This is a genomic window from Streptomyces sp. NPDC002573 (assembly GCF_042889625.1).
Lineage (GTDB): Bacteria > Actinomycetota > Actinomycetes > Streptomycetales > Streptomycetaceae > Streptomyces > Streptomyces gibsoniae.
This window is the reverse complement of the sequence record NZ_JBIARC010000058.1, coordinates 26,261-46,684: the sequence shown is the minus strand read 5'-3', so window position 1 is coordinate 46,684 and position 20,424 is coordinate 26,261. Positions and strand designations below refer to the sequence as shown.

The window sequence follows — 20,424 nt, the reverse complement described above, 5'->3', positions numbered from 1 at the left end:
GACGCCCAGGGCGGCGCCTACGCCACCGGTGTGCTGGTGCTGATCAGCTCCGCGGCGATCGCGGTGACCATCGCCTCCCGCAAGGCCCGCCAGCGGCGCTGGACGCTGGCCTTCGCCGTCATCGCCACCGTCTTCCTCTACACCACCGTCGTCAACGTCATCGAGCGGCCGGACGGTGTGAAGATCGGTGCCTGCTTCATCACCGGGATCATCCTCGTCTCGCTGCTGTCCCGCCTCGCCCGGTCCTTCGAGCTCCGGGTGACCAGCGTGACCCTGGACGACATGGCGGAACGGTTCGTCCGGGACATCGCCAGCCGCCGCATCCGCTTCATCGCCAACGAGCCCGGCGAGCGGGATGCCGCGGAGTACCGCCAGAAGATCGAGCAGATCCGCGCCGACAACGAGCTGCCCCCGCAGGAGGACTTCGTCTTCGTGGAGGTGACCGTCACCGACCCCTCGGAGTTCGAGGGGTGCCTGACCGTACGCGGCGAGGTCCTGCACGGCCGCTACCGCGTGCTCACCCTGGAGTCGACCTCCATCCCCAACGCCCTCGCCGCCCTGGTCCTGCACGTCCGCGACCGGACCGGCTGCACCCCGCACATCTACTTCGAGTGGACCGAGGGCAATCCGTTCGCCAACTTCCTGCGCTTCTTCCTCTTCGGCCAGGGCGAGGTCGCCCCCGTCACCCGGGAGGTGCTGCGCGAGGCGGAACCCGACCGCAAACGCCGGCCGCGCGTCCACGTCGGCTGACCGGCCACGGCCCGTACGGCCTCACTCGCCCCTGGGCGCGGCTCCCCCGCCGACCGTGAACCCGATCACCGATCCCCCGCCCTCGCGCCGGGCGGCGAACGGCGCTCCGCCGTGCGACGTCGCCACGTCCCGCACGATCGACAGGCCGAGACCCGAGCCGGGCAGGCTCCTGGCGTCCGCGGCCCGGTAGAAGCGGTCGAAGACGCGCACGAGGTCGCCCTCCTGGATGCCGGGCCCGCGGTCGAGCACCTCGACGCGCACGCTGCCCAGCGGCGGCCCGGTGTCCGGGGCGTCGGAGTCCTCCAGCTGGAGCGGGTGCACCGGGCCCGTGACGACGACCTCGATCGGCGCCTTGCCGTCCCGGTCGAACTTGGCCGCGTTCTCCACCAGGTTGGACACCGCCCGCTGCAGCGCCGTCGCCCGCCCGTCGACCGTGGTGTCACCCGTGACCCGCACCACGATCTCCCGGCCCGTGCGGCGCCGGACGATCGTCGCGGTGTCCTCGGCGATGCCGGCGAGGCTCAGCCGCTGCACCGGTTCCGTGTCCGAGTCGCCGGCCGCCAGGTCCACCAGCTCGTTGACCAGGTCGGTCAGCTCCCGGGACTCCTCGGCGAGGTCGGCGACCAGTTCCTCCCGGGCGGCGGGCGGCAGCTCGTCGATACGGCGCAGCAGAGAGATGTTGGTCCGCAGCGACGTCAGCGGCGTCCGCAGCTCATGGCCGGCGTCCTGCACCAGCCGCCGCTGGTCCTCCTCCGACTGGGCGAGCCGCCCGAGCATACGGTCGAAGGAACGGCCGAGCCGGGCCACCTCGTCGTTCCCGGTGACCGGGACCTGGATGCCCAGCCGCCGGGTGCGCGCCACGCCCTCGGCGGCACTGGCGAGCCGCACCAGCCGCCCGGTGATCCGCCGCGCCAGCCACCAGCCGAACAGGCCGGCCGCTATCACGACCCCGCCCATCAGCAGGGCGGTGCGCTGCTGAAGGCTGCGCAGCAGGTCCTCGGTGCTGCTCAGCTCCTGGGCGACCTGCACCGCGCCCTGGCGGCGGCCCAGCGCCACGGTCGCGACGCGGTAGACATCGCCGTCGACGGTGACGTTCGTGTGCTCGACGAGCTTGCCCGCCTTGACGGTCTCGGCGATCCGCCGGTCGGTGTCGTCGACGGGCAGCGCCGGATTGGAGTGGTCGACGACCTTGCCGCCCGGCCCGAGCACCTGCACCACCGTGCGGCTGGGCCGGATGATGTCGTCGCGGGGGGTGTCGTGGTCCTTGTCGGAGATCGCGAAGTCGTCCGGCATCAGCTGCCTCTGGCTGACCTGGTCCCGTAGATCCGCCACGACCTGTGCGAACACGGTCTGCTGGTCCACGCGCACCAGCCGGGCGGCTGCGTCGTAGCTGAGGAAGCCGACCAGGACCGTGACCCCTGCGGCCACGGCGGCGAAGGACAGGGTGAAGGTGGTCCGCAGCGACGACATCTGGCGCAGCCGGGAGCGCAGCCGCAGCCGCCGGCGCAGTCCGATCGGCAGCCGCCGCCACAGGCGCAGTCCGAGTCCGGCGTCCTCCTCGGCGCCGGGTTGCGGTGGTGGAGGCACTAGTCCTCCCTCAGGACGTACCCCACGCCGCGCACCGTGTGGATGAGGGCCGGGGCCCCCGGCTCGTCGAGCTTGCGCCGTAGATAGCCCACGTAGACGGCGAGGTTCTTGGAACCGGGGCCGAAGTCGTAGCCCCAGATGCGGTCGTAGATGGTGGCGTGGTCGAGGACGATGCCGGCGTTGCGCGCGAGCAGTTCCAGCAGGTCGAACTCGGTCCGCGTGAGTTCCAGCTCCCGCTCGCCGCGCCAGGCGCGCCGCGCCTGCACATCCATGCGCAGTCCGGCGACGGAGACCTGGCCGGTGGGGACCCTCTCCTCTTCCTTCGGTGCCTCGAAGGAGGTGCCGTTGGTGCGGCGCAGCAGGGCGCGCAGCCGGGCGAAGACCTCCTCGACGTCAAAAGGTTTGACGACGTAGTCGTCGGCGCCCGCGTCCAGTCCCGCGATCCGGTCTGCGGTCTCCACCAGGGCGGTGAGCATCAGGATCGGGGTGCGGTCGCCCTCGGCACGCAGCACCCGGCACACCTGGAGGCCGTCGATGCCGGGCATCATCACATCGAGGACGAGCACGTCGGGCTGGGTGCGGTGGGCCTGGGCGAGGGCTTCCACCCCGTCGGCCACGGCGGTCACCGCGTACCCCTCCAGCGTCAGTGCGCGCTCCAGGGCATGGCGGATGGCGCGGTCGTCCTCAGCGAGCAGCACTGTCTGGGTCACCCCACCAGTCTGCCAAGGCCAGCGCGGTGCACCAGCGGATGGACCGAGCCACAGGCGGGCTTCTTACCCGCCTCTCACCGCTGCTGGCGTGGCGGTTTACCTGGTAGAGCCACTGTGTCGGCTATATCACGTCGCCTTGTCCCGTTCGGGGACGGGACAGGGCACGGAAGTCATGAATGCCGTGAAAGCCGTGAAAGACATGGAGGCGGGATCGGTCGCGGCCGCGGTCGCGGACACCGGGCCGGACGGGCTGGGGCCCGTCGCCGGGCGCACCGACCGCACCCCCGGTCCCGCCGCGTCCTCACCGGGTGACGTACTCCGCCAGGCCCACTCGGGTGCGCCGGGCCAGGGCGCGGCCCGGGTGACGCCGGCCGGTCCCGCAAGGGTCCGCCGGCACGGGAGGGGTGGGCCGGTTCGCACGACGGCGGCGGCCCACCCCTCACTCGCACTAGCTCCGCAGCGCGGCCAGCTGCTCCTCGAAGGGGATCACCCGGAACCCGGCCGCGTCGGCTGCGGGAGGAGCCTCCACCCCGCCTGCGCGCCCCGGCCCGGCGGCCCGCGGTACGGAACCGCCCGCCTCCCGAACCGGCCGGACCGCGACGGCCGCCGGCCGAGCGGGCTCGGGCACGGCCCCGGCGAGGTCCGTCCCGGAACCGGCGGACTCCGCCACCGGGCCGCCCCGCTCCCGCAGGGCCCCCGCGGTCATCAGCAGGGCCAGCTCGCCCGCGGCCCGTTCGATCCGCTCGGGCAGACCCTCCGCGCCCCAGTCCTCCGAGGCCGCGTAGACGCCGGTCGGGGCGACCATGGCCCGCAGGTAGGAGAACAGCGGACGCAGCGCGTGATCGAGGACCAGCGAGTGCCGGGCGGTGCCGCCGGTCGCCGCGATCAGGACCGGCTTGCCCACCAGGGCGTCCTTGTCGAGCACGTCGAAGAACGACTTGAACAGTCCGCTGTACGACGCCGAGAACACCGGCGTCACCACGATCAGCCCGTCGGCCTCGGTCACCGCCTCCAGGGCGGCGGCGAGCGCACGCCCCGGGAAGCCGTTGGTGAAGTTGTGCGCGATCTCCACGGCGAGGTCGCGCAGCTCGATCATCCGCACCTCGACCGGAGCCTGCCGTTCCACGGCGGCGGCCAGCCGCTCGGCCAGCAGCCGCGTGGAGGACGGGACGCTCAGCCCCGCCGAGACGACGACGAGCTTCATGCGGCACTCACTCCTTCCGCGTCCTCCGCGGCCTTCGGCTCCTGCGCGGCGGCCAGCAGCGACTGGTGGGTCGGCGCCTCCGGCACATCGGCCGGACGGCCCTTCGCGAACTCCTCGCGCAGCACCGGCACGACCTCCTCGCCGAGCATGTCTATCTGCTCCAGGACGGTCTTCAGCGGCAGACCGGCGTGGTCCATCAGGAACAGCTGGCGCTGGTAGTCACCCGCGTACTCGCGGAAGCTCAGCGTCTTCTCGATCACCTGCTGCGGCGAGCCGACCGTCAGCGGGGTCTGGTCGGTGAACTCCTCCAGGGACGGCCCGTGCCCGTAGACCGGCGCGTTGTCGAAGTACGGCCGGAACTCGCGGACCGCGTCCTGGGAGTTCTTCCTCATGAACACCTGACCGCCCAGGCCGACGATCGCCTGCTCCGGGGTGCCGTGCCCGTAGTGGGCGAAGCGGGTCCGGTAGAACTCGACCATCCGCTTGGTGTGGTCGGACGGCCAGAAGATGTTGTTGTGGAAGAAGCCGTCGCCGTAGTACGCGGCCTGCTCGGCGATCTCGGGCGACCGGATCGAGCCGTGCCAGACGAACGGCGGGACCCCGTCCATCGGACGCGGGGTGGAGGTGAAGCCCTGGAGCGGGGTACGGAACTTGCCCTCCCAGTTCACCACGTCCTCGCGCCACAGCCGGTGCAGCAGCGCGTAGTTCTCGACGGCGAGGTTGATGCCCTGGCGGATGTCCTGCCCGAACCAGGGGTAGACCGGGCCGGTGTTGCCGCGCCCCATCATCAGGTCCACCCGGCCGTCGGCCAGGTGCTGGAGCATCGCGTAGTCCTCGGCGATCTTCACCGGGTCGTTGGTGGTGATCAGAGTGGTGGAGGTGGAGAGGAGCAGCTTCTCCGTCCTGGCCGCCACATAGCCGAGCATCGTGGTCGGCGAGGACGGCACGAACGGCGGGTTGTGGTGCTCGCCCATCGCGAAGACGTCCAGGCCGACCTCCTCGGCCTTCAGCGCGATGGCGACCATGGCCTTGATCCGCTCGCGCTCGGTCGGGGTACGGCCCGTGGTCGGGTCCGGAGTGACATCGCCGACGCTGAAGATCCCGAACTGCATGATCGCTCACACCCTCCAAATGGTTTACGGTTCAACTATACCCCTTGAACCGCAGCACCTGGTTCGGTATTCCGCCTCGGAATCGGATCCGGTCGCGCCCGGCGAATGCCCCCGCGTACGCCCCCTGCTCCCGTCCACCCCGCCCCCCCTTCACGCGCGCCGAGCCGGAGCGCGCCGCCGGACACACCGGCGCGCACCTCGCATCCCCCGGGTTCAGCGCCGCCGCGTGCGCCTGCCCGCCCCACGTGACGCCCCCGGACAGCGCCGGCCCGCCACCCCCGGACCGGCCGCGTCTCAGAAGGTGTAGCGGTCCCCGGTACCCAGGGCCAGCACCTGCTGACTGCCCGGGTTGCGGTCCGCCGCACCGCCGCCCCACAGGGAGTCGATCTCCATGCGCACCTCGTCCGTCGACGTGTCGGCGAGATGTACCCGCAGATGGATCTCCCTGCCCTCACCCATCGGCAGGACCGCCCCCGTACGGCACAGCACCGTGCTCGCGTCGTACCGCGCACAGCCTCCCGGCAGCATCTGCTCGTCCGCGAGCGCCTTGGACCAGCGCAGCCGCACCGTGGCGTCCTCCACGCGGGACATCCCCTTGTTCCACGGCGTGAGCCGTACGTTGACCTCACCGCGCCCCATGGTCACGTACCCGTGATAGGCGAGACCGGTCTCGGCGTTCAGCGCCGCGGCGGGCAGGGCCGCGCCCACCGCGACGGCCGCGCCCAGCGCGCCGACAATCCACTTCCTCATTGTCACTTTCCTCCAATATCAGGCCTGACATCACCGCATGTATCCCACGTGCCCGACGCGACAGGCACCGCCGGGCAGGTGACCTGCTCGGGGGCCGTCCGGCGTGCCGAAGACCCGTGCGAGAGTGACCGCATGCTGATCCTTCGCTCCGCCGCCCTCTTCCTCGTCGCGGCCCTCTTCGAGATCGGCGGGGCCTGGCTCGTGTGGCAGGGCGTGCGCGAACACCGCGGCTGGCTGTGGGTCGGGGCGGGCGTGATGGCGCTCGGGGTCTACGGCTTCGTCGCGACCTTCCAGCCGGACACCCACTTCGGCCGCATCCTCGCCGCGTACGGCGGCGTCTTCGTGGGCGGTTCCCTCGCCTGGGGCATGGTCGCGGACGGCTACCGCCCAGACCGCTGGGACGTCACCGGCGCGCTGATCTGCCTCGCCGGGATGGCGGTCATCATGTGGGCGCCCCGAGGACACTGACCGCGGGCACCCCGGGCACCGGCCGTCCGCCGGACACTCCGGCAGGTCATCCGCGCCCCGACCTATCCTGGGCGCACGCCGTCCGCACCACCGTGCGCGGCGCCGCACACGTCCGAGCCCGCCGTCCGAGGAGCCTCGCCATGACCGCCGCAGCACCCTCCGCCGCCTCCCGCATCGCCGTCGTCACAGGCGCGAGCAGCGGCATCGGCGCCGCGACGGCCCGGCAACTCGCGGCCGCCGGCTACCGCGTCGTCCTCACCGCCCGCCGCAAGGACCGGATCGAGGCGCTCGCGGAGGAACTGACCGCGGCGGGCCACTCGGCGACGGCCTACCCGCTGGACGTCACGGACCGGGCGGCGGTGGACGAGTTCGCGACGGCCTTCCGGACGATCGGCGTCCTGGTGAACAACGCGGGCGGCGCGCTCGGCGCCGACCCGGTCGCCACCGGGGACCCCGAGGACTGGCGCCGGATGTACGAGACGAACGTGCTGGGCACCCTCAACATCACCCAGGCCCTGCTCCCCGCGCTGACCGCGAGCGGCGACGGCACCGTGGTGGTCCTCTCCTCCACCGCCGGCCATGGCACCTACGAGGGCGGCGCGGGCTATGTCGCCGCCAAGCACGCCGAGCACGTCCTCGCCGAGACCCTCCGGCTGGAGATCGTCGGCACGCCGGTGCGGGTGATCGAGGTCGCCCCCGGCATGGTGAAGACGGACGAGTTCGCGCTGACCCGCTTCGGCGGTGACACGGCGAAGGCGGAGAAGGTCTACGCGGGCGTCGCGGAGCCGCTGACGGCCGACGACGTGGCGGACACGATCACCTGGGCGGTCACCCGCCCCAGCCACGTCAACATCGACCTCCTGGTGGTCCGCCCCCGGGCCCAGGCCTCCAACACCAAGGTCCACCGGGAACTGTGATGACCACCCCGGACCCGGCCCCCGACGAGGACCGCACCGCGGAACGCGAACGCCTCGCCCTGGAGAAGAAGCGCCAACGCTACGTCTGGTACTACCTGGGCTACTTCCTCTTCGGCATCCACCTGGTGGCATTCGTCATGATCTACGCGGTACGCCACGCGAAGTGAGCTCATGAGTGACCGGCCGGGCGGCCGGTCACTCACAGTGGTGCATCACGTCGATCACCCGCACGCCTCCCGAACGGCCGCCCTACGCTCCCTCACGTCAACGGCCCCGGCCTTCCGCCTGGGGCCGGCCGACACGGAAGAAGTGAGCTCCCCGGTCCACGAACTTCGCTCAGACAGAGGTCCCGGCTCCCGACCGGGACCTCGCCCGTCAGCCCTTCACACACACGAACTGCTTCAGCTTCGCCACGACCTCGACGAGGTCGCTCTGCTGCCGCATCACCTGGTCGATGTCCTTGTAGGCACCCGGGATCTCGTCCAGCACACCGGTGTCCTTGCGGCACTCCACACCCCGCGTCTGCCGCTCCAGATCCTGCACCGTGAAGTGGCGCTTCGCCGCGTTGCGGCTCATGCGCCGGCCCGCGCCGTGCGACGCCGAGTTGAACGCCTTCTCGTTGCCGAGGCCCTTCACGATGTACGAGCTGGTCCCCATGGAACCGGGGATGATCCCGAGGTCGCCGGCCGCCGCACGAATCGCGCCCTTGCGGGTCACCAGCAGATCCATGCCCTCGTACTGCTCCTCGGCCACGTAGTTGTGGTGGCAGGAGATCTCCGGCTCGAAGGTCGGCTTCGCCTTCCTGAACTCCTTGCGGATCACGTCCTTCAGGAGCGCCATCATGATCATGCGGTTGTACCGGGCGTACTCCTGAGCCCAGTACAGATCGTTGCGGTAGGCCTCCATCTGCGGAGTGTCCGCCACGAAGACGGCGAGATCGCGGTCGACCAGCCCCTGGTTGTGCGGGAGCTTCTGGGCCACGCCGATGTGGTGTTCGGCCAGCTCCTTGCCGATGTTCCGGGAACCGGAGTGCAGCATCAGCCAGACCGACCCCGTCTCGTCGAGGCACAGTTCGATCATGTGGTTCCCGCTGCCCAGGGTTCCCATCTGCTTGGTGGCACGCTCCTCGCGGAACCTGACCGCCTCAGCCACCCCGTCGAACCGCCCCCAGAAGTCGCCCCACCCCGCGGTGGCCAGGCCGTGGAACTGGCCCGGGTCGACGGGGTCGTCGTGCATTCCGCGGCCCACCGGGATCGCCTGCTCGATCTTCGAGCGCAGCCGGGAGAGGTCCCCGGGGAGGTCGTTCGCCGTCAGGGACGTCTTCACCGCCGACATACCGCAGCCGATGTCCACGCCCACCGCCGCCGGGCAGACCGCGTCCCGCATCGCGATCACCGAGCCGACCGTGGCGCCCTTGCCGAAGTGGACGTCCGGCATCACCGCGAGGCCCTCGATCCACGGCAGCGTCGCCACGTTCTGCAGCTGCCGCATCGCGACGTCCTCGACCGTCGCCGGATCCGTCCACATACGGATCGGGACCTTGGCGCCCGGCACTTCTACATACGACATACCAGCCTCTTTACCCCGAATAAGAACATAAGTCTCTGATCGCAAAACCGGTGCCAAGGTCGACGTATAGGACAACGGACCGGCGTCCACGGCAGTGCGTGCGATAGACATTGTCTCCAGGGGGCCGCCACCGGCGGCAACCGATTAACCAGGGGCCCCGCACGCCCACGGAACGTCGAGAGGACCCTCACCGTGCAGCGGAAGGCGTACGTACCGGGCGCCGCCGTGCTTCTCGCGGCCCTGCTGACCGCCTGCACCTCGGGCTCGGGGAGCGGTGGCGCGGCGGAGGACTCCAAGGCGGGCAACTCCAGGGCGAGCGCCACCGCCGCCCAGCCCGGCAAGTACCGCTCCCTCTCGGACGCCTGCGGCGCGGTGAACCACAGCACGCTGGACTCGCTGCTGCCGGGCATCCGGCAGATGACGGACGAGGAGCAGCGCGACAACGCCTACCAGGGCGAGGCCGCGCTGACGTACAACAACGACCGCCGCTCCGGCTGCCGCTGGAAGGCGGAGTCGACGGACGCCACGGACCATCTGTTCGTCGACTTCGAGCGGGTGGTGTCGTACGACAACGCGGTCAGCGACGACGACCGCGCCCATGAGGTCTACGACTCCAAGCAGCAGGCCGCGGGCCTCCCCGAGACGGGCTCCGCTTCCGCTTCCGGTTCGCCCTCGGGCTCCGCTTCCGGCTCCCCCTCCGGTTCTGGTTCCCCCTCGCCGAGCGGCGGCAGCAGCCCGCACCCCGGCGGTCCCCCCTCCGCGTCCGCCTCCGGTTCCCCGTCCTCGTCCGGGAGCCCGTCCGCCGACGACGCGGAGCCCGACCTCCAGCCCCGCACGCTCGACGATCTGGGCGACGAGGCGTTCCTCGACGACCAGCTGAGCACCTCCCAGCAGCGCACGGTGACTGTGGTGTTCCGCACGTCCAACGTGATCGTGACCATCCAGTACGACGAGCAGCCGGCCGCCGCCGGAAGTGCCCCGAGCAGCGAGGACATGCAGGACAAGGCCAGGAAACTGGCCCGGCAGCTGGCCGGTTCCCTCGGCTGAGGCACCCCCGTCGCCCGCCCGGGCAGAGGAACGGATTCTCGTACCGCATGCGTCCCCACCGCGTACCGTGGCCCCTCGGACCCGATCCGACCGCACGATCCACGAGCGTCATTGAGTGAAGGAACCATGCACCGACCTGCACAGCGAGACCATCGAGATCAGCACGATGAGGGCGTTCAGCGCGTTCAGGAGGTTCAGGGCGGCCTGGGGACGAGCCGCCAGGGCGCACGCCTGCGCCGCCTCCTCGTCTGCGCGGCGGCCGTTCCGGCGGTGCTCGTCGCGGCCGGCTGCTCCTCGGACTCCGGTTCCGGCTCGGGCAGCGACACCAAGCCGCAGGCTCAGAAGCAGCACACCACGGACGCGCAGCCCTCGCAGAGCGCGTCCACGAACACGGTGCAGCCGGCCGCGTACGCCAGCCTGCCGAAGCCGTGCTCCGTTCTGTCCGACAAGACCCTGGGCGACCTCGTACCCAAGGACAAGTCCGGCAAGCAGGGCACGTCGGACGACGCGGGGACGCGTTCGAGCTGCTCGTGGAGCAGCCTGGAGAACAACGGCGTCAAGGGCTCCCAGTTCCGCTGGCTGAACGTCTCCCTGCTGCGCTTCGCGTCGGACGCCGCACGCGGCTCGGGCAACAAGCTCGCCGAGGACTACTACGGCCGCCAGATACAGGACGCGCAGTCCGTGGACGGCGCGAAGAACGTCAAGTCGGCGCCGGTCGCGGGGGCGGGCGACCAGGCGACGGCGGTGCGCTACGACCTGAAGAAGAAGGAAGGCGCCTTCAAGCAGGAGACGATCGTGGCGCGGGTGGAGAACGTCGTCGTCACCCTCGACTACAACGGCGCCGGACTCGCCGGTGACAAGGCGCCGGACGCCGACGACCTGGCGAAGGCGGCGGAGAAGGCCGTCAAGGAGGTCGTGTCCTCGGTGTCGACGGCGAACCACGACGGCACGAAGGGTGGCTCGAAGAGCGCCTCGCCCTCGAAGGGCGCGTCCGCGAGCCCGTCGAAAAGCGCGTCCCCGTCCGCTTCGGCCTCGAAGAAGAGCTGACCCGGCGGGCGCCGCAACTGCCCGCGCCATCAGGGATATTGCCGGAGCCCGGTCCCGTGCGGACCGGGCTCCTGGCATACCGGCCACCCGTACGCCGTACGGGTGTGCCACCCTGTTCGCGCAACAACATGCAACGGGAGGGGAAAACGGTGGCCGGGCCACTGCAGCTGACACGGATGCACCGGATTCTGATCGGCGTGGTCGTCACCGGTGCCGTCATCATCGCCGGAATCGGCTTCGCGGGCTCGTACGCGGCCGTCCGTGCACTGGCCCTCAAGAAGGGCTTCGGGGACTTCAGTTATGTCTTCCCGATCGGCATCGACGCGGGTATCTGTGTCCTGCTGGCCCTGGACCTGCTGCTGACCTGGATCCGCATCCCCTTCCCGCTGCTGCGCCAGACGGCGTGGCTGCTGACGGCGGCGACGATCGCGTTCAACGGCGCGGCGGCCTGGCCGGACCCGCTGGGCGTGGGCATGCACGCGGTGATCCCGATCCTGTTCGTGGTCGCCGTCGAGGCGGCGCGCCACGCGATCGGCCGGATCGCGGACATCACGGCGGACAAGCACATGGAGGGCGTCCGGCTGACCCGCTGGCTGCTCTCCCCCGTGCCCACGTTTCTGCTGTGGCGCCGGATGAAGCTGTGGGAGCTGCGCTCCTACGACCAAGTCATCAAGCTGGAGCAGGAACGTCTCGTCTACCAGGCCCGCCTGCGCTCCCGCTTCGGCCGCGCCTGGCGCCGCAAGGCCCCCGTGGAGTCGCTGATGCCGCTGCGGCTGGCCCGCTACGGCGTACCGCTGGCCGAGACGGCCGGGGCGGGCCTCGCGGCGGCCGGTATAGAACCGGCGCTGATACCCCCGGCGCCGCAGCTCGAGGTGACGGCCGGCGCGGCCCCGGGAGCGCGTGCGGCCCAGATGGGCGGCCCCGGTGTCGCCCAGCCCGCCACCCAGGCACCGGGGCAGGCGCCCGCGGGCGGGCAGCGCCCCCAGTTGGACCCCGGGCAGCCGGACGACCAGAGCCCCTGGTTCACCAGCCCGGCGCAGGGGGAGTACCACGGCGACTACGACCCCTCGTTCGAGCCGGAGCCTTCCTACGAGCCGGGGGAAGAGCACTGGCAGTGGTACGAGGAGCAGCAGCCGCAGCAGTACCAGAACCCGAACCCGGACCAGCCGCAGCAGTACCAGGCGCAGGTCCCGGAACAGGCGCAGCAGTACCCCTCGCCCGAGGACACCGGCAGCTTCCCCATCCCCGTGACCGCGGGCCGCACCCGCGAGCTGGGCGAGGGCGGCGGCAGCCCGGAGCCGGACGAGGAGGCGTACTACCAGGTCTTCAAGCAGTCGATCAACGGCAGCTACCCGACCCCGCGTGAGTTCATCGACAACGTGGAGGCCGAGTTCCGCATCACCCTCCCCGCAGAGGAGGCGAAGCGCATGGTCAACCGCTTCACCAACCGCCACACGGCGCAGTTGGAGGAGGACCACATCGCGTAGGCGGCCCGGCCGCATACGGAAGGGGGGCGCCCGGTGATCACCGGGCGCCCCCCTTTCCGTATGCGCTGGACCGTCCGCCGGCGCTACTCGCCGAGCAGCCTCCGCACCCGGTCCTGCCCCACCGCGAGGAGCAGGGTGGGCAGACGCGGGCCGGTGTCACGGCCGACGAGCAGGTGGTACAGGAGCGCGAAGAACGACCGCTGGGCGGTCTTGATCTCCGCGGGCAGCTCCTTGGGGGTCGCGTCCGCGGAGAACCCGGCCTGGACCTTGGGCACGCCGTAGACCAGGTGGGTGAGCCCGTCCAGCGACCAGTGCTCCTCCAGGCCGTCGAGCAGCAGCCGCAGCGACTGCTGCGCCTGCTCGTCGAGGGACTTCAGCAGCTCGGCGTCCGGCTCGTCGCGAACGATGGTGCGCTGGTCCGCCGGGACCTGGGTGTTGATCCAGGCCTCGGCCCGGTCGTAGCGCGGGCGGACCTCGTCGAGCGAGGCGATCGGGTCGGCCGGGTCGAGGTCGGACAGGATCCGCACCGCCTGGTCCTGGTGGCCGGCGGTGATGTCGGCGACGGACGCGAGGGTGCGGTAGGGCAGCGGACGCGCGGTGCGCGGCAGCTCGGTGGCGGCGGTGCCGACGGCCCGGGTGTACGCGGCCACGTCGCCCGGCAGCGCGGAGCCGTCGGTGACCTTGCCCGCCAGCTTGTCCCACTCGTCGTAGAGCCGCTGGATCTCCTGGTCGAAGGCGATCTTGAAGGACTGGTTGGGCCGGCGGCGGGCGTAGAGCCAGCGCAGCAGCTGCGGCTCCATGATCTGGAGCGCGTCGGCCGGGGTCGGGACCCCGCCCTTGCTGCTGGACATCTTGGCCATGCCGCTGATGCCCACGAAGGCGTACATCGGGCCGATGGGCTGCTTGCCGCCGAAGATCCCGACGATCTGCCCGCCGACCTGGAAGCTGGAGCCCGGGGAGGAGTGGTCGACGCCGGAGGGCTCGAAGACCACGCCCTCGTAGGCCCAGCGCATCGGCCAGTCGACCTTCCAGACCAGCTTGCCGCGGTTGAACTCGTTCAGCCGCACCGTCTCGGAGAACCCGCAGGCCGTGCACGAGTACGTCAGCTCGGTGGTGTCGTCGTCGTACGCGGTGACGGTGGTGAAGTCCTTGCCGCACTGACCGCAGTAGGGCTTGTACGGGTAGTACCCCGCAGAGCCGGAGCTGCCGTCGTCCTCGGCGGCGGCGCCCGAGCCCTCCTCGGCCTCCAGCTCGGCCTCGTCGACGGCCTTCTGCTGCTGCTTCTTCCCGGCGGCCTTCGGCTTGGTCCGGTACTGGGCGAGGATCGCGTCGATGTCCCCGCGGTGCTTCATCGCGAACAGGACCTGCTCGCGGTAGACGCCGGAGGTGTACTGCTCCGTCTGGCTGATGCCGTCGTACTCGACGCCCAGCTCCGCCAGCGACTCGATCATCGCGGCCTTGAAGTGCTCCGCCCAGCTCGGGTACGCGGAGCCCTTCGGGGCGGGCACGGAGGTCAGCGGCTTGCCGATGTGCTCGGCCCAGGACTCGTCGACGCCCGGCACACCGAAGGGGACCTTGCGGTACCGGTCGTAGTCGTCCCAGGACAGCACGTGGCGCACCGTGTACCCGCGCCGCCGGATCTCGTCGGCGACGAGGTGGGGCGTCATGACCTCGCGCAGATTGCCCAGGTGAATGGGGCCGGAGGGGGAGAGTCCGGACGCGACGACGACCGGTTTGCCCGGGGCCCGGCGCTCCGACTCCTCGATGACCTCATCCGCGAAACGGGAGACCCAGTCGGTGGTCTCGGTGCTCTGAGCCACGATCGGCACGTCCTCTTTTTCTGGGGGTTCCTCAGGACCAGCCGTACGGTCACACGGCTGTTCCGATCCATTGTCCCTGCCGAAACCGCATCCACGAAAACCGCTTTTCAAGCTCTTACCCGCGCGTCACCACACGCGCGGGTCCGACCACGCGCGGCCGGACCCGGAAAAACCGCTTTACCCCCATGGGATACTGGCCACAGCCATCCGCCCGCACGAGGAGAACGGCACCCACCTCATGGCCTCGGTCACGTCCCTCACCGCCTCCGTCCACCAGCACCTCGCGAACGCCCTCTCGGCCACCCTGCCGGAGGCCGCCGCCGCGGACCCGCTGCTGCGACGAAGCGACCGGGCGGACTACCAGGCCAACGGGATCCTGGCGCTCGCGAAGAAGGCGAAGGCGAACCCGCGGGAGCTGGCGGCCCAGGTCGTCTCCCACGTCGTCACCGGTGACGTGATCAAGGACGTCGAGGTCTCCGGCCCCGGCTTCCTCAACATCACGGTCACCGACAAGGCGATCACCGAGAACCTCGCCGCCCGCGCCGCCGACCCCGAGGGCCGCCTCGGCGCGCCGTACGCGGAGAGGCCGGGCACCACGGTCATCGACTACGCCCAGCCGAACGTGGCGAAGGAGATGCACGTCGGCCATCTGCGCTCCGCGGTGATCGGCGACTCGGTGGCCAAGCTGCTGGAGTTCACCGGCGAGACGGTGGTCCGCCGCCACCACATCGGCGACTGGGGCACCCAGTTCGGCATGCTCATCCAGTACCTGGACGAGCACCCGCACGAGCTGGACCACAAGGCCGCCCAGGTCTCGGGCGAGGAGGCGATGTCGAACCTCGACCGCCTCTACAAGGCCGCGCGCAAGCTCTTCGACTCCGACGAGGAGTTCAAGACACGTGCCCGGCGCCGGGTAGTCGACCTCCAGGCCGGCGACCCGCACACCCTCGCCATGTGGCAGAAGTTCGTGGACGAGTCGAAGATCTACTTCTTCTCCGTCTTCGAGAAGCTGGACATGGAGATCCGGGACGCCGACATCGTGGGCGAGTCGGGTTACAACGACATGCTCCAGGAGACCTGCCGGCTGCTGGAGGAGTCCGGCGTCGCGGTGCGCTCCGAGGGCGCCCTGTGCGTCTTCTTCGACGACATCAAGGGCCCGGACGGCAATCCGGTCCCGCTGATCGTGCAGAAGTCGGACGGCGGCTTCGGCTACGCGGCCACGGACCTCTCCGCGATCCGCGACCGAGTCTTCAACCTCAAGGCGAACTCGATCATCTACGTCGTGGACGCCCGCCAGTCGCTGCACTTCAAGATGGTCTTCGAGACCGCGCGGCGGGCCGGCTGGCTGAACGGCGACGTGAAGGCGTACCAGCTCGCCTTCGGCACGGTCCTCGGCAAGGACGGCAAGCCGTTCAAGACCCGTGAGGGCGAGACGGTCCGGCTGGTCGACCTCCTCGACGAGGCGATCGACCGCGCCTCCGCCGTCGTACGGGAGAAGGCGCAGGACCTGTCCGAGGAGGAGATCACCGAGCGCGGTGCCCAGGTGGGCATCGGCGCGGTGAAGTACGCGGACCTGTCGACGTCGGCGAACCGCGACTACAAGTTCGACCTGGACCAGATGGTGTCGCTGAACGGCGACACGTCCGTGTACCTCCAGTACGCGTACGCCCGTAGCAAGTCGATCCAGCGCAAGGCCGGCGACGTACGCCCGGTCGCGCACCCGGAGCTGGAACTGGCGGACGCGGAGCGGGCGCTCGGTCTGCACGTGGACCAGTTCGCGGAGACGGTCGCGGAGGCGGCGGCGGAGTACGCCCCGCACAAGCTGGCCGCGTACCTCTACCAGCTGGCGTCGCTCTTCACGTCGTTCTACGACAAGTGCCCGGTGATCAAGCCGGCGCCGCCGAAGGACGTCGCGGAGAACCGTCTGTTCCTGTCCGAGGTCACGGCCCGCACCCTCCACGAGGGCATGGCCCTGCTGGGCATCAGGACGCCTGAGCGTCTCTGACCTTCCCGCGTGACGCGGCCCCGCCGGATTGCTTCCGGCGGGGCCGCGTTCGTCTCCGGCCGCCCGTGGCGGCGTCCGGTCAGCCGCCCTCGCGGACGATCCACTGTGCGCCGCCGTTCGGGAAGTCGTAGCCCGGCCGTCCCGTGTTGCCGCTCGTCCGGAACGGCTTGCCGTGGTCGTCGATCCGGACGGTGCCGTGCCTGGCGCCGCTTGACCACTCCAGTTCCAGGTACCAGTGCACATCGTGCGCGGCGGTGCGGGCCCGGACCTGGAAGACCTCCGGGTCGGACTCGCTCACCTTGAACGGGAAGTCGCGCTGTCCCTGGGCGGGCGCCGCCGCCGGGCGGCCCGCGTCCAGGTCGACGTCGAACCCGTTGGTCTCCACACCTCCGCCGCAGCCCACGCCCATGGAGTAGTCGCTCCAGGCCAGGGGTGCGTCCAACGAGACGACCCGGACCCTCAGGTCCTCCAGGACCACGGTCGACGCGCTGGTGCCCTGCACCGTGAGCACGACGTACTGCCCACCGGAGGACACCGCGCCGAGCGCCGACACCCAGCCCGGCGCGTCCTGTTCGACGGGCGGCGGCGGTACCTGCTGCGGCGCCCGGTCGATCAGATAGTGCTGGCTGCACGGGTCCTCGAAGGCGTACGGACGGGTGTTGACCGTCAGCGGTACGGCGGGGACGGGGGCGGTGGGGATGCCGGCCGCACCGGTGCTCGGGGCCCCGGTCCCGGCGCTCGGTTCCGGACTCCCCCTCCCGTCGGCCTTCTGGTCCGCGTCCCGGCCGGACCGCGACGGCGAGGGACTCGTCGAGGCTGCCGTGCCGCCCCCGTCCATGGTTCGCCGTACGGCGGGCGATGCCCCCGCCGGGTTCTCGGCGTGGTCCCCGCCGAGGCCGAAGGAGGGGCTCCACGCGAATACGGCGGCGCCCAGCAGCGCCAGTGCGCCGGCCGGGACGAGCACCCTGGTGCGGATACGCCGACGGCTGCCGGGAGTTGCCGGGGCACTCGGCCCCACAAGGACGGCCTCCGGACCGGGCTCCGGCTCCCCGGTGCCGCCGGATTCCGGTTCCGTCTCGCCGCCGGGCTCCGGTCCTGCCTTGTCACCGGGCCGCACGGCGGCCGTCTTGCCCTTCCTCTCCCGCACCGCGTCGGCCAGCACCCATCGCCGGTGCAGCTCGACCAGTTCCTCGGGCGACGCCTTGCCGAGCCGGGCCAGCCGCTCCACGGGCGCGTAGTCCGTCGGTACGACGTCCCCGGTGCAGTACCGGTGCAGCGTCGACGTACTCAAGTGGAGCCGCTTGGCCAGCGTCCCGTAGCTCAGCCCGGACCGCTCCTTCAGTTCCCTCAGCAGCTGCCCGAACGCGTCTGCCGCATCCGCCCCCGACACCGTTCCTCCACTCCCCGTGTCCCTGCGCGCGTCCCAGGAACAGCACGTTTCCCCAGCTCAGAGCAGTGCGGGCGTCCCAGCGTCCCTGAAGGTGCGCCGGTCGTGGCGGCTGGGACGGATCACCCCGCAGGCTCCTGCCATCCAAACACGCCGCCCCGCCGACCGGCCCGGCGGCACGCACCGACCGGATCCGCGAAGAGGTTTCCCTTCATGCGCACCTTCCGCACCGCCCGCTCCCGCACCGGGCTGCTCACCACCACCGTCGCCCTCGCGGCCCTGGCCCTGACGGCGTGCCAGAGCGGCACCGGCACGCAGGACGAGGGCAAGGCGTCGACGCCCGCCACACAGACCACCCAGGCCTCGCACACCACCTCCGGCTCCGGCTCCAACTCCGGTTCCGACACCGGCTCGTCGGCCGCGCAGGGCACGAACACGGCGTCCCACACCGGCACGACGGCCGGCCAGGGCTCCACGGGCCGCGCCTCCGGTTCCGGTTCGAGCCGTGGGACGACGTCGACCACTTCCGTCCTGTGCAACGGCGCCAACACCCGGGTCACCGCCCAGCTGGTGTCCCGCCCCCTCAACCACATGCTGCTCACCGTCAAGAACATCGGCTCCCGGCCGTGCGACCTGACGTACTTCCCCTATCTGCGGTTCGACGAGATGCAGTGGGCGCCGGGCGCGTTCGAGGAGAGCCGGCCGCAGGCCGTGGTCACGCTGGCCCCCGGCCAGTCCGGCTACGCGGGTGTCCGCCTCTCCGCCGCCGACGGCAGCGGAGAGAACGGGACCACGGGGCACAAGCTGAGCATCATCTTCCAGGGACGCACCCCGCGCAGCGACGGGGGCCCCACGGCCAACGTGACGCTGCCCGCCAAGGGCGTGTACTACGACAGCAAGCTGACCTCGACGTACTGGCAGTCCGACGCGACCGACGCCCTCAACTGGTGACGCCTCCGGGTGGTGCGGTGGCGAACTCGCACCACACCACCTTGCCGGGGTCCCGCTCGTCGACACCCCACTTGTCGGCGAGCGCGGCGATCAGCAGCAGGCCGCGCCCGCCCTCGTCCGCCTGCTCGGGGATGTGCGGCTCGCCCCCGCCGCTGTCGTGCACCTCCATGCGCAGTACGGCACCGCCGTACCGCAGGAAAACCCGGAACCGGCGGCCGGGCGGCACTCCGTGCACCAGCGCGTTGGTCGCCAGCTCGCTCACGCACAGCAGCACGTCGTCGCTGCGGCCGGCCGCCGCCAGGCCCCATCCGGCCAGCGTCTCCTGGGTGAACCGTCGGGCGGCGGGGACGGCTCGGCGTTCGCGCCGGAAGAACCTCTCGCGCAACGGCGGGAGTTGAATCGTTTCGTTCACGAGACGAGCGTTGCGGAGAGTGACTGGTGTGGATCACCGGGTGAGCCCGTACAGATTTTTTGTACGGGTTCGTTCGGGGTCGCGTACGGGCAGGCGTGGGGAGTTGGTCCAGCATGAACTCCAGGAAGCCTCCACGGAAGAAGAACCTCTCGGCCATGAAGATGCTGGGGGTCCAGCTGGCCACCGCACGCCGGGCGGCGGCCCTGACCCAACGGGCCCTCGCCGAACGCCTGATGCTCGACGAGGAGACCATCGCGTCGATCGAGCAGGGGCGACGTCCGCTGAAGCCGGACCTGACCGCGCTGCTGGACGAACTCCTGGGGACGAAGGGGTTGTTATCGGCCGGGGTGGAGAACCTGCCGGAGATCGACCAGTTCCCGATGTGGGCGGAGCTGTACGTGGAACACGAGAGTGAGGCCATCACTCTCTCCTTGTACGCCAACCAGGCCCTGCCTGGACTTCTGCAGACCGAGGCGTACGCACGCGCTGTCCTGCGTGAACGGGTGCCTGCGTATGACGAGGACGAGATGGTGACCAGGACCGCGGCCCGCGTGGGTCGTCGGGACGTACTGCACCGTAAGAATCCGCCGACGGTGAGCTTCGTCGTCTGGGAACCGGTGCTGCACCTGGAGATCGGCGGCCCGGAAGTGCACCGCGAGCAGCTGAGCCACCTGCGTGAGTACGCCGAACTCCCCGGCCTGTCAGTGCAGTTCCTGCCACTGGCCAGTCCGTCCCATGCGGGACTCGACGGCCCCTTCGTTCTCCTGGAAACCCCCGACCATCAGCACCTGGCCTACATCGAGGGGCAACGCGGCAGCCAGTGGGTCTCCGACTCGGGCGAGGTGTCCATCCTGGCGCGCAAGTATGCGATGCTGCGAGCCCAGGCCCTTACGCCCCGGGAGTCGCAGTGCCTGCTGGACCGACTGCTAGGAGAGCAATGAGCACCGCACTTCAGTGGTTCAAGTCGTCCTATAGCGGCAGTGAAGGCGGCGAATGCCTCGAAGTCGCCTATACCTGGCACAAGTCGTCCTACAGCGGTGACGAAGGCGGCCAGTGCATCGAAGTTGCCGCCTGCCCCCACACCATCCACGTCCGCGACTCCAAGAACCCCGCCGGCCCCACCTTCACCGTCTCGCCGGAGGCCTGGGTCGCGTTCACCGACTACGCGGCCCGCTAAGGGGGTTGTCAGTGGCTGGCCCTA

At 70.7% G+C, this 20,424-nt stretch carries 19 protein-coding genes and 1 pseudogene; 11 read left to right on the top strand and 9 right to left on the bottom strand.

The genetic code is table 11. The annotated features are described in order from the left end of the window. Positions 1 to 750, top strand: a pseudogene (locus ACFYX0_RS36300) (amino acid transporter); the annotation flags it as partial. A 21-nt stretch (positions 751 to 771) separates the two neighbouring features. Here ACFYX0_RS36300 and ACFYX0_RS36295 read toward each other — a convergent pair. The 5 genes from ACFYX0_RS36295 to ACFYX0_RS36275 all read right to left on the bottom strand — a co-directional run bounded on the left by ACFYX0_RS36295 (position 772) and on the right by ACFYX0_RS36275 (position 6,113). After that, positions 772 to 2,220, bottom strand: a complete 1,449-nt coding sequence (locus tag ACFYX0_RS36295) for an ATP-binding protein (RefSeq protein WP_388977100.1) — start codon at positions 2,218 to 2,220, stop codon at positions 772 to 774. Positions 2,221 to 2,336: 116 nt separating this feature from the next. Then, positions 2,337 to 3,047 carry a response regulator transcription factor gene (locus ACFYX0_RS36290; protein ID WP_355918860.1) on the bottom strand — a complete coding sequence of 237 codons (711 nt, stop codon included), beginning with the start codon at positions 3,045 to 3,047 and terminating at the stop codon, positions 2,337 to 2,339. A 448-nt stretch (positions 3,048 to 3,495) separates the two neighbouring features. After that, complete coding sequence (locus tag ACFYX0_RS36285; RefSeq protein WP_355918863.1) at positions 3,496 to 4,251, bottom strand: FMN reductase; 756 nt, start codon at positions 4,249 to 4,251, stop codon at positions 3,496 to 3,498. Further along, on the bottom strand, positions 4,248 to 5,363 hold the full coding sequence (locus tag ACFYX0_RS36280) for an LLM class flavin-dependent oxidoreductase (RefSeq protein WP_311697487.1): 1,116 nt from the start codon (positions 5,361 to 5,363) through the stop codon (positions 4,248 to 4,250). Before ACFYX0_RS36280 ends, ACFYX0_RS36285 begins: the two co-directional genes overlap by 4 nt. A 294-nt stretch (positions 5,364 to 5,657) precedes the next feature. Beyond that, the gene (locus tag ACFYX0_RS36275; protein ID WP_388977092.1) at positions 5,658 to 6,113 is read right to left on the bottom strand and encodes a hypothetical protein; all 456 of its coding nucleotides are present in this window, start codon (positions 6,111 to 6,113) and stop codon (positions 5,658 to 5,660) included. Between the two features lie 132 nt (positions 6,114 to 6,245). Between ACFYX0_RS36275 and ACFYX0_RS36270 the strand changes: the two genes are divergently transcribed. From ACFYX0_RS36270 to ACFYX0_RS36260, 3 genes are all read left to right on the top strand, one after another. After that, positions 6,246 to 6,581 carry a YnfA family protein gene (locus ACFYX0_RS36270; protein ID WP_388977090.1) on the top strand — a complete coding sequence of 112 codons (336 nt, stop codon included), beginning with the start codon at positions 6,246 to 6,248 and terminating at the stop codon, positions 6,579 to 6,581. 140 nt (positions 6,582 to 6,721) lie between these two features. Continuing rightward, positions 6,722 to 7,498: an SDR family NAD(P)-dependent oxidoreductase gene (locus tag ACFYX0_RS36265; protein WP_311697484.1), complete on the top strand. Its 777-nt coding sequence runs from the start codon at positions 6,722 to 6,724 to the stop codon at positions 7,496 to 7,498. Continuing rightward, on the top strand, positions 7,498 to 7,665 hold the full coding sequence (locus ACFYX0_RS36260; protein ID WP_355918872.1) for a hypothetical protein: 168 nt from the start codon (positions 7,498 to 7,500) through the stop codon (positions 7,663 to 7,665). Before ACFYX0_RS36265 ends, ACFYX0_RS36260 begins: the two co-directional genes overlap by 1 nt. Positions 7,666 to 7,873: 208 nt before the next feature. Here the strand turns inward: ACFYX0_RS36260 and ACFYX0_RS36255 are convergent, their stop codons facing one another. Beyond that, positions 7,874 to 9,067: an RtcB family protein gene (locus ACFYX0_RS36255; protein WP_355918875.1), complete on the bottom strand. Its 1,194-nt coding sequence runs from the start codon at positions 9,065 to 9,067 to the stop codon at positions 7,874 to 7,876. 192 nt (positions 9,068 to 9,259) lie between these two features. On the opposite strand from ACFYX0_RS36255, the gene ACFYX0_RS36250 reads away from it, so the two are divergent. The 3 genes from ACFYX0_RS36250 (at position 9,260) to ACFYX0_RS36240 (ending at position 12,648) form a co-directional block, all read left to right on the top strand. Next, positions 9,260 to 10,114, top strand: a complete 855-nt coding sequence (locus ACFYX0_RS36250) for a DUF3558 domain-containing protein (protein WP_388977087.1) — start codon at positions 9,260 to 9,262, stop codon at positions 10,112 to 10,114. A gap of 126 nt (positions 10,115 to 10,240) precedes the next feature. Further along, entirely contained in the window at positions 10,241 to 11,161 is a 921-nt protein-coding gene (locus tag ACFYX0_RS36245; protein ID WP_388977085.1) for a DUF3558 domain-containing protein, read from the top strand. Positions 11,162 to 11,337: 176 nt separating this feature from the next. Then, entirely contained in the window at positions 11,338 to 12,648 is a 1,311-nt protein-coding gene (locus ACFYX0_RS36240; RefSeq protein ID WP_388977097.1) for a DUF2637 domain-containing protein, read from the top strand. 83 nt (positions 12,649 to 12,731) lie between these two features. On the opposite strand, the gene lysS is transcribed toward ACFYX0_RS36240, so the two are convergent. After that, entirely contained in the window at positions 12,732 to 14,477 is a 1,746-nt protein-coding gene (gene lysS / locus ACFYX0_RS36235) for a lysine--tRNA ligase (protein WP_388977082.1), read from the bottom strand. 229 nt (positions 14,478 to 14,706) lie between these two features. On the opposite strand from lysS, the gene argS reads away from it, so the two are divergent. Further along, positions 14,707 to 16,473: an arginine--tRNA ligase gene (gene argS, locus ACFYX0_RS36230; protein WP_388977079.1), complete on the top strand. Its 1,767-nt coding sequence runs from the start codon at positions 14,707 to 14,709 to the stop codon at positions 16,471 to 16,473. Between the two features lie 79 nt (positions 16,474 to 16,552). On the opposite strand, the gene ACFYX0_RS36225 is transcribed toward argS, so the two are convergent. Further along, complete coding sequence (locus tag ACFYX0_RS36225; RefSeq protein ID WP_388977077.1) at positions 16,553 to 17,863, bottom strand: helix-turn-helix domain-containing protein; 1,311 nt, start codon at positions 17,861 to 17,863, stop codon at positions 16,553 to 16,555. A 210-nt stretch (positions 17,864 to 18,073) separates the two neighbouring features. Between ACFYX0_RS36225 and ACFYX0_RS36220 the strand changes: the two genes are divergently transcribed. After that, positions 18,074 to 18,811 (top strand): DUF4232 domain-containing protein, encoded by a 738-nt coding sequence (locus ACFYX0_RS36220; protein ID WP_388977074.1) that lies wholly within the window; start codon positions 18,074 to 18,076, stop codon positions 18,809 to 18,811. Here ACFYX0_RS36220 and ACFYX0_RS36215 read toward each other — a convergent pair. Beyond that, positions 18,801 to 19,223, bottom strand: a complete 423-nt coding sequence (locus ACFYX0_RS36215; RefSeq protein ID WP_388977072.1) for an ATP-binding protein — start codon at positions 19,221 to 19,223, stop codon at positions 18,801 to 18,803. The two genes, ACFYX0_RS36220 and ACFYX0_RS36215, sit on opposite strands and share 11 nt — an antisense overlap. Before the next feature lie 113 nt (positions 19,224 to 19,336). Between ACFYX0_RS36215 and ACFYX0_RS36210 the strand changes: the two genes are divergently transcribed. Both ACFYX0_RS36210 and ACFYX0_RS36205 read left to right on the top strand, forming a co-directional pair. After that, the gene (locus ACFYX0_RS36210) at positions 19,337 to 20,164 is read left to right on the top strand and encodes a Scr1 family TA system antitoxin-like transcriptional regulator (protein ID WP_388977069.1); all 828 of its coding nucleotides are present in this window, start codon (positions 19,337 to 19,339) and stop codon (positions 20,162 to 20,164) included. Continuing rightward, positions 20,161 to 20,400, top strand: a complete 240-nt coding sequence (locus tag ACFYX0_RS36205; RefSeq protein WP_388977066.1) for a DUF397 domain-containing protein — start codon at positions 20,161 to 20,163, stop codon at positions 20,398 to 20,400. Before ACFYX0_RS36210 ends, ACFYX0_RS36205 begins: the two co-directional genes overlap by 4 nt. Positions 20,401 to 20,424: the final 24 nt, after the last annotated feature.

Bases quoted from the DNA above. Each gene is read 5' to 3' on its own strand.
- ACFYX0_RS36295 (WP_388977100.1), bottom strand. From the start codon at position 2,220: ATGTCGTCGCTGCGGACCACCTTCACCCTGTCCTTCGCCGCCGTGGCC.
- ACFYX0_RS36285 (WP_355918863.1), bottom strand. From the start codon at position 4,251: ATGAAGCTCGTCGTCGTCTCGGCGGGGCTGAGCGTCCCGTCCTCCACG.
- ACFYX0_RS36280 (WP_311697487.1), bottom strand. From the start codon at position 5,363: ATGCAGTTCGGGATCTTCAGCGTCGGCGATGTCACTCCGGACCCGACC.
- ACFYX0_RS36275 (WP_388977092.1), bottom strand. From the start codon at position 6,113: ATGAGGAAGTGGATTGTCGGCGCGCTGGGCGCGGCCGTCGCGGTGGGC.
- ACFYX0_RS36270 (WP_388977090.1), top strand. From the start codon at position 6,246: ATGCTGATCCTTCGCTCCGCCGCCCTCTTCCTCGTCGCGGCCCTCTTC.
- ACFYX0_RS36265 (WP_311697484.1), top strand. From the start codon at position 6,722: ATGACCGCCGCAGCACCCTCCGCCGCCTCCCGCATCGCCGTCGTCACA.
- ACFYX0_RS36260 (WP_355918872.1), top strand. From the start codon at position 7,498: ATGACCACCCCGGACCCGGCCCCCGACGAGGACCGCACCGCGGAACGC.
- ACFYX0_RS36255 (WP_355918875.1), bottom strand. From the start codon at position 9,067: ATGTCGTATGTAGAAGTGCCGGGCGCCAAGGTCCCGATCCGTATGTGG.
- ACFYX0_RS36245 (WP_388977085.1), top strand. From the start codon at position 10,241: ATGCACCGACCTGCACAGCGAGACCATCGAGATCAGCACGATGAGGGC.
- ACFYX0_RS36240 (WP_388977097.1), top strand. From the start codon at position 11,338: ATGCACCGGATTCTGATCGGCGTGGTCGTCACCGGTGCCGTCATCATC.
- argS (WP_388977079.1), top strand. From the start codon at position 14,707: ATGGCCTCGGTCACGTCCCTCACCGCCTCCGTCCACCAGCACCTCGCG.
- ACFYX0_RS36220 (WP_388977074.1), top strand. From the start codon at position 18,074: ATGCGCACCTTCCGCACCGCCCGCTCCCGCACCGGGCTGCTCACCACC.
- ACFYX0_RS36210 (WP_388977069.1), top strand. From the start codon at position 19,337: ATGAACTCCAGGAAGCCTCCACGGAAGAAGAACCTCTCGGCCATGAAG.
- ACFYX0_RS36205 (WP_388977066.1), top strand. From the start codon at position 20,161: ATGAGCACCGCACTTCAGTGGTTCAAGTCGTCCTATAGCGGCAGTGAA.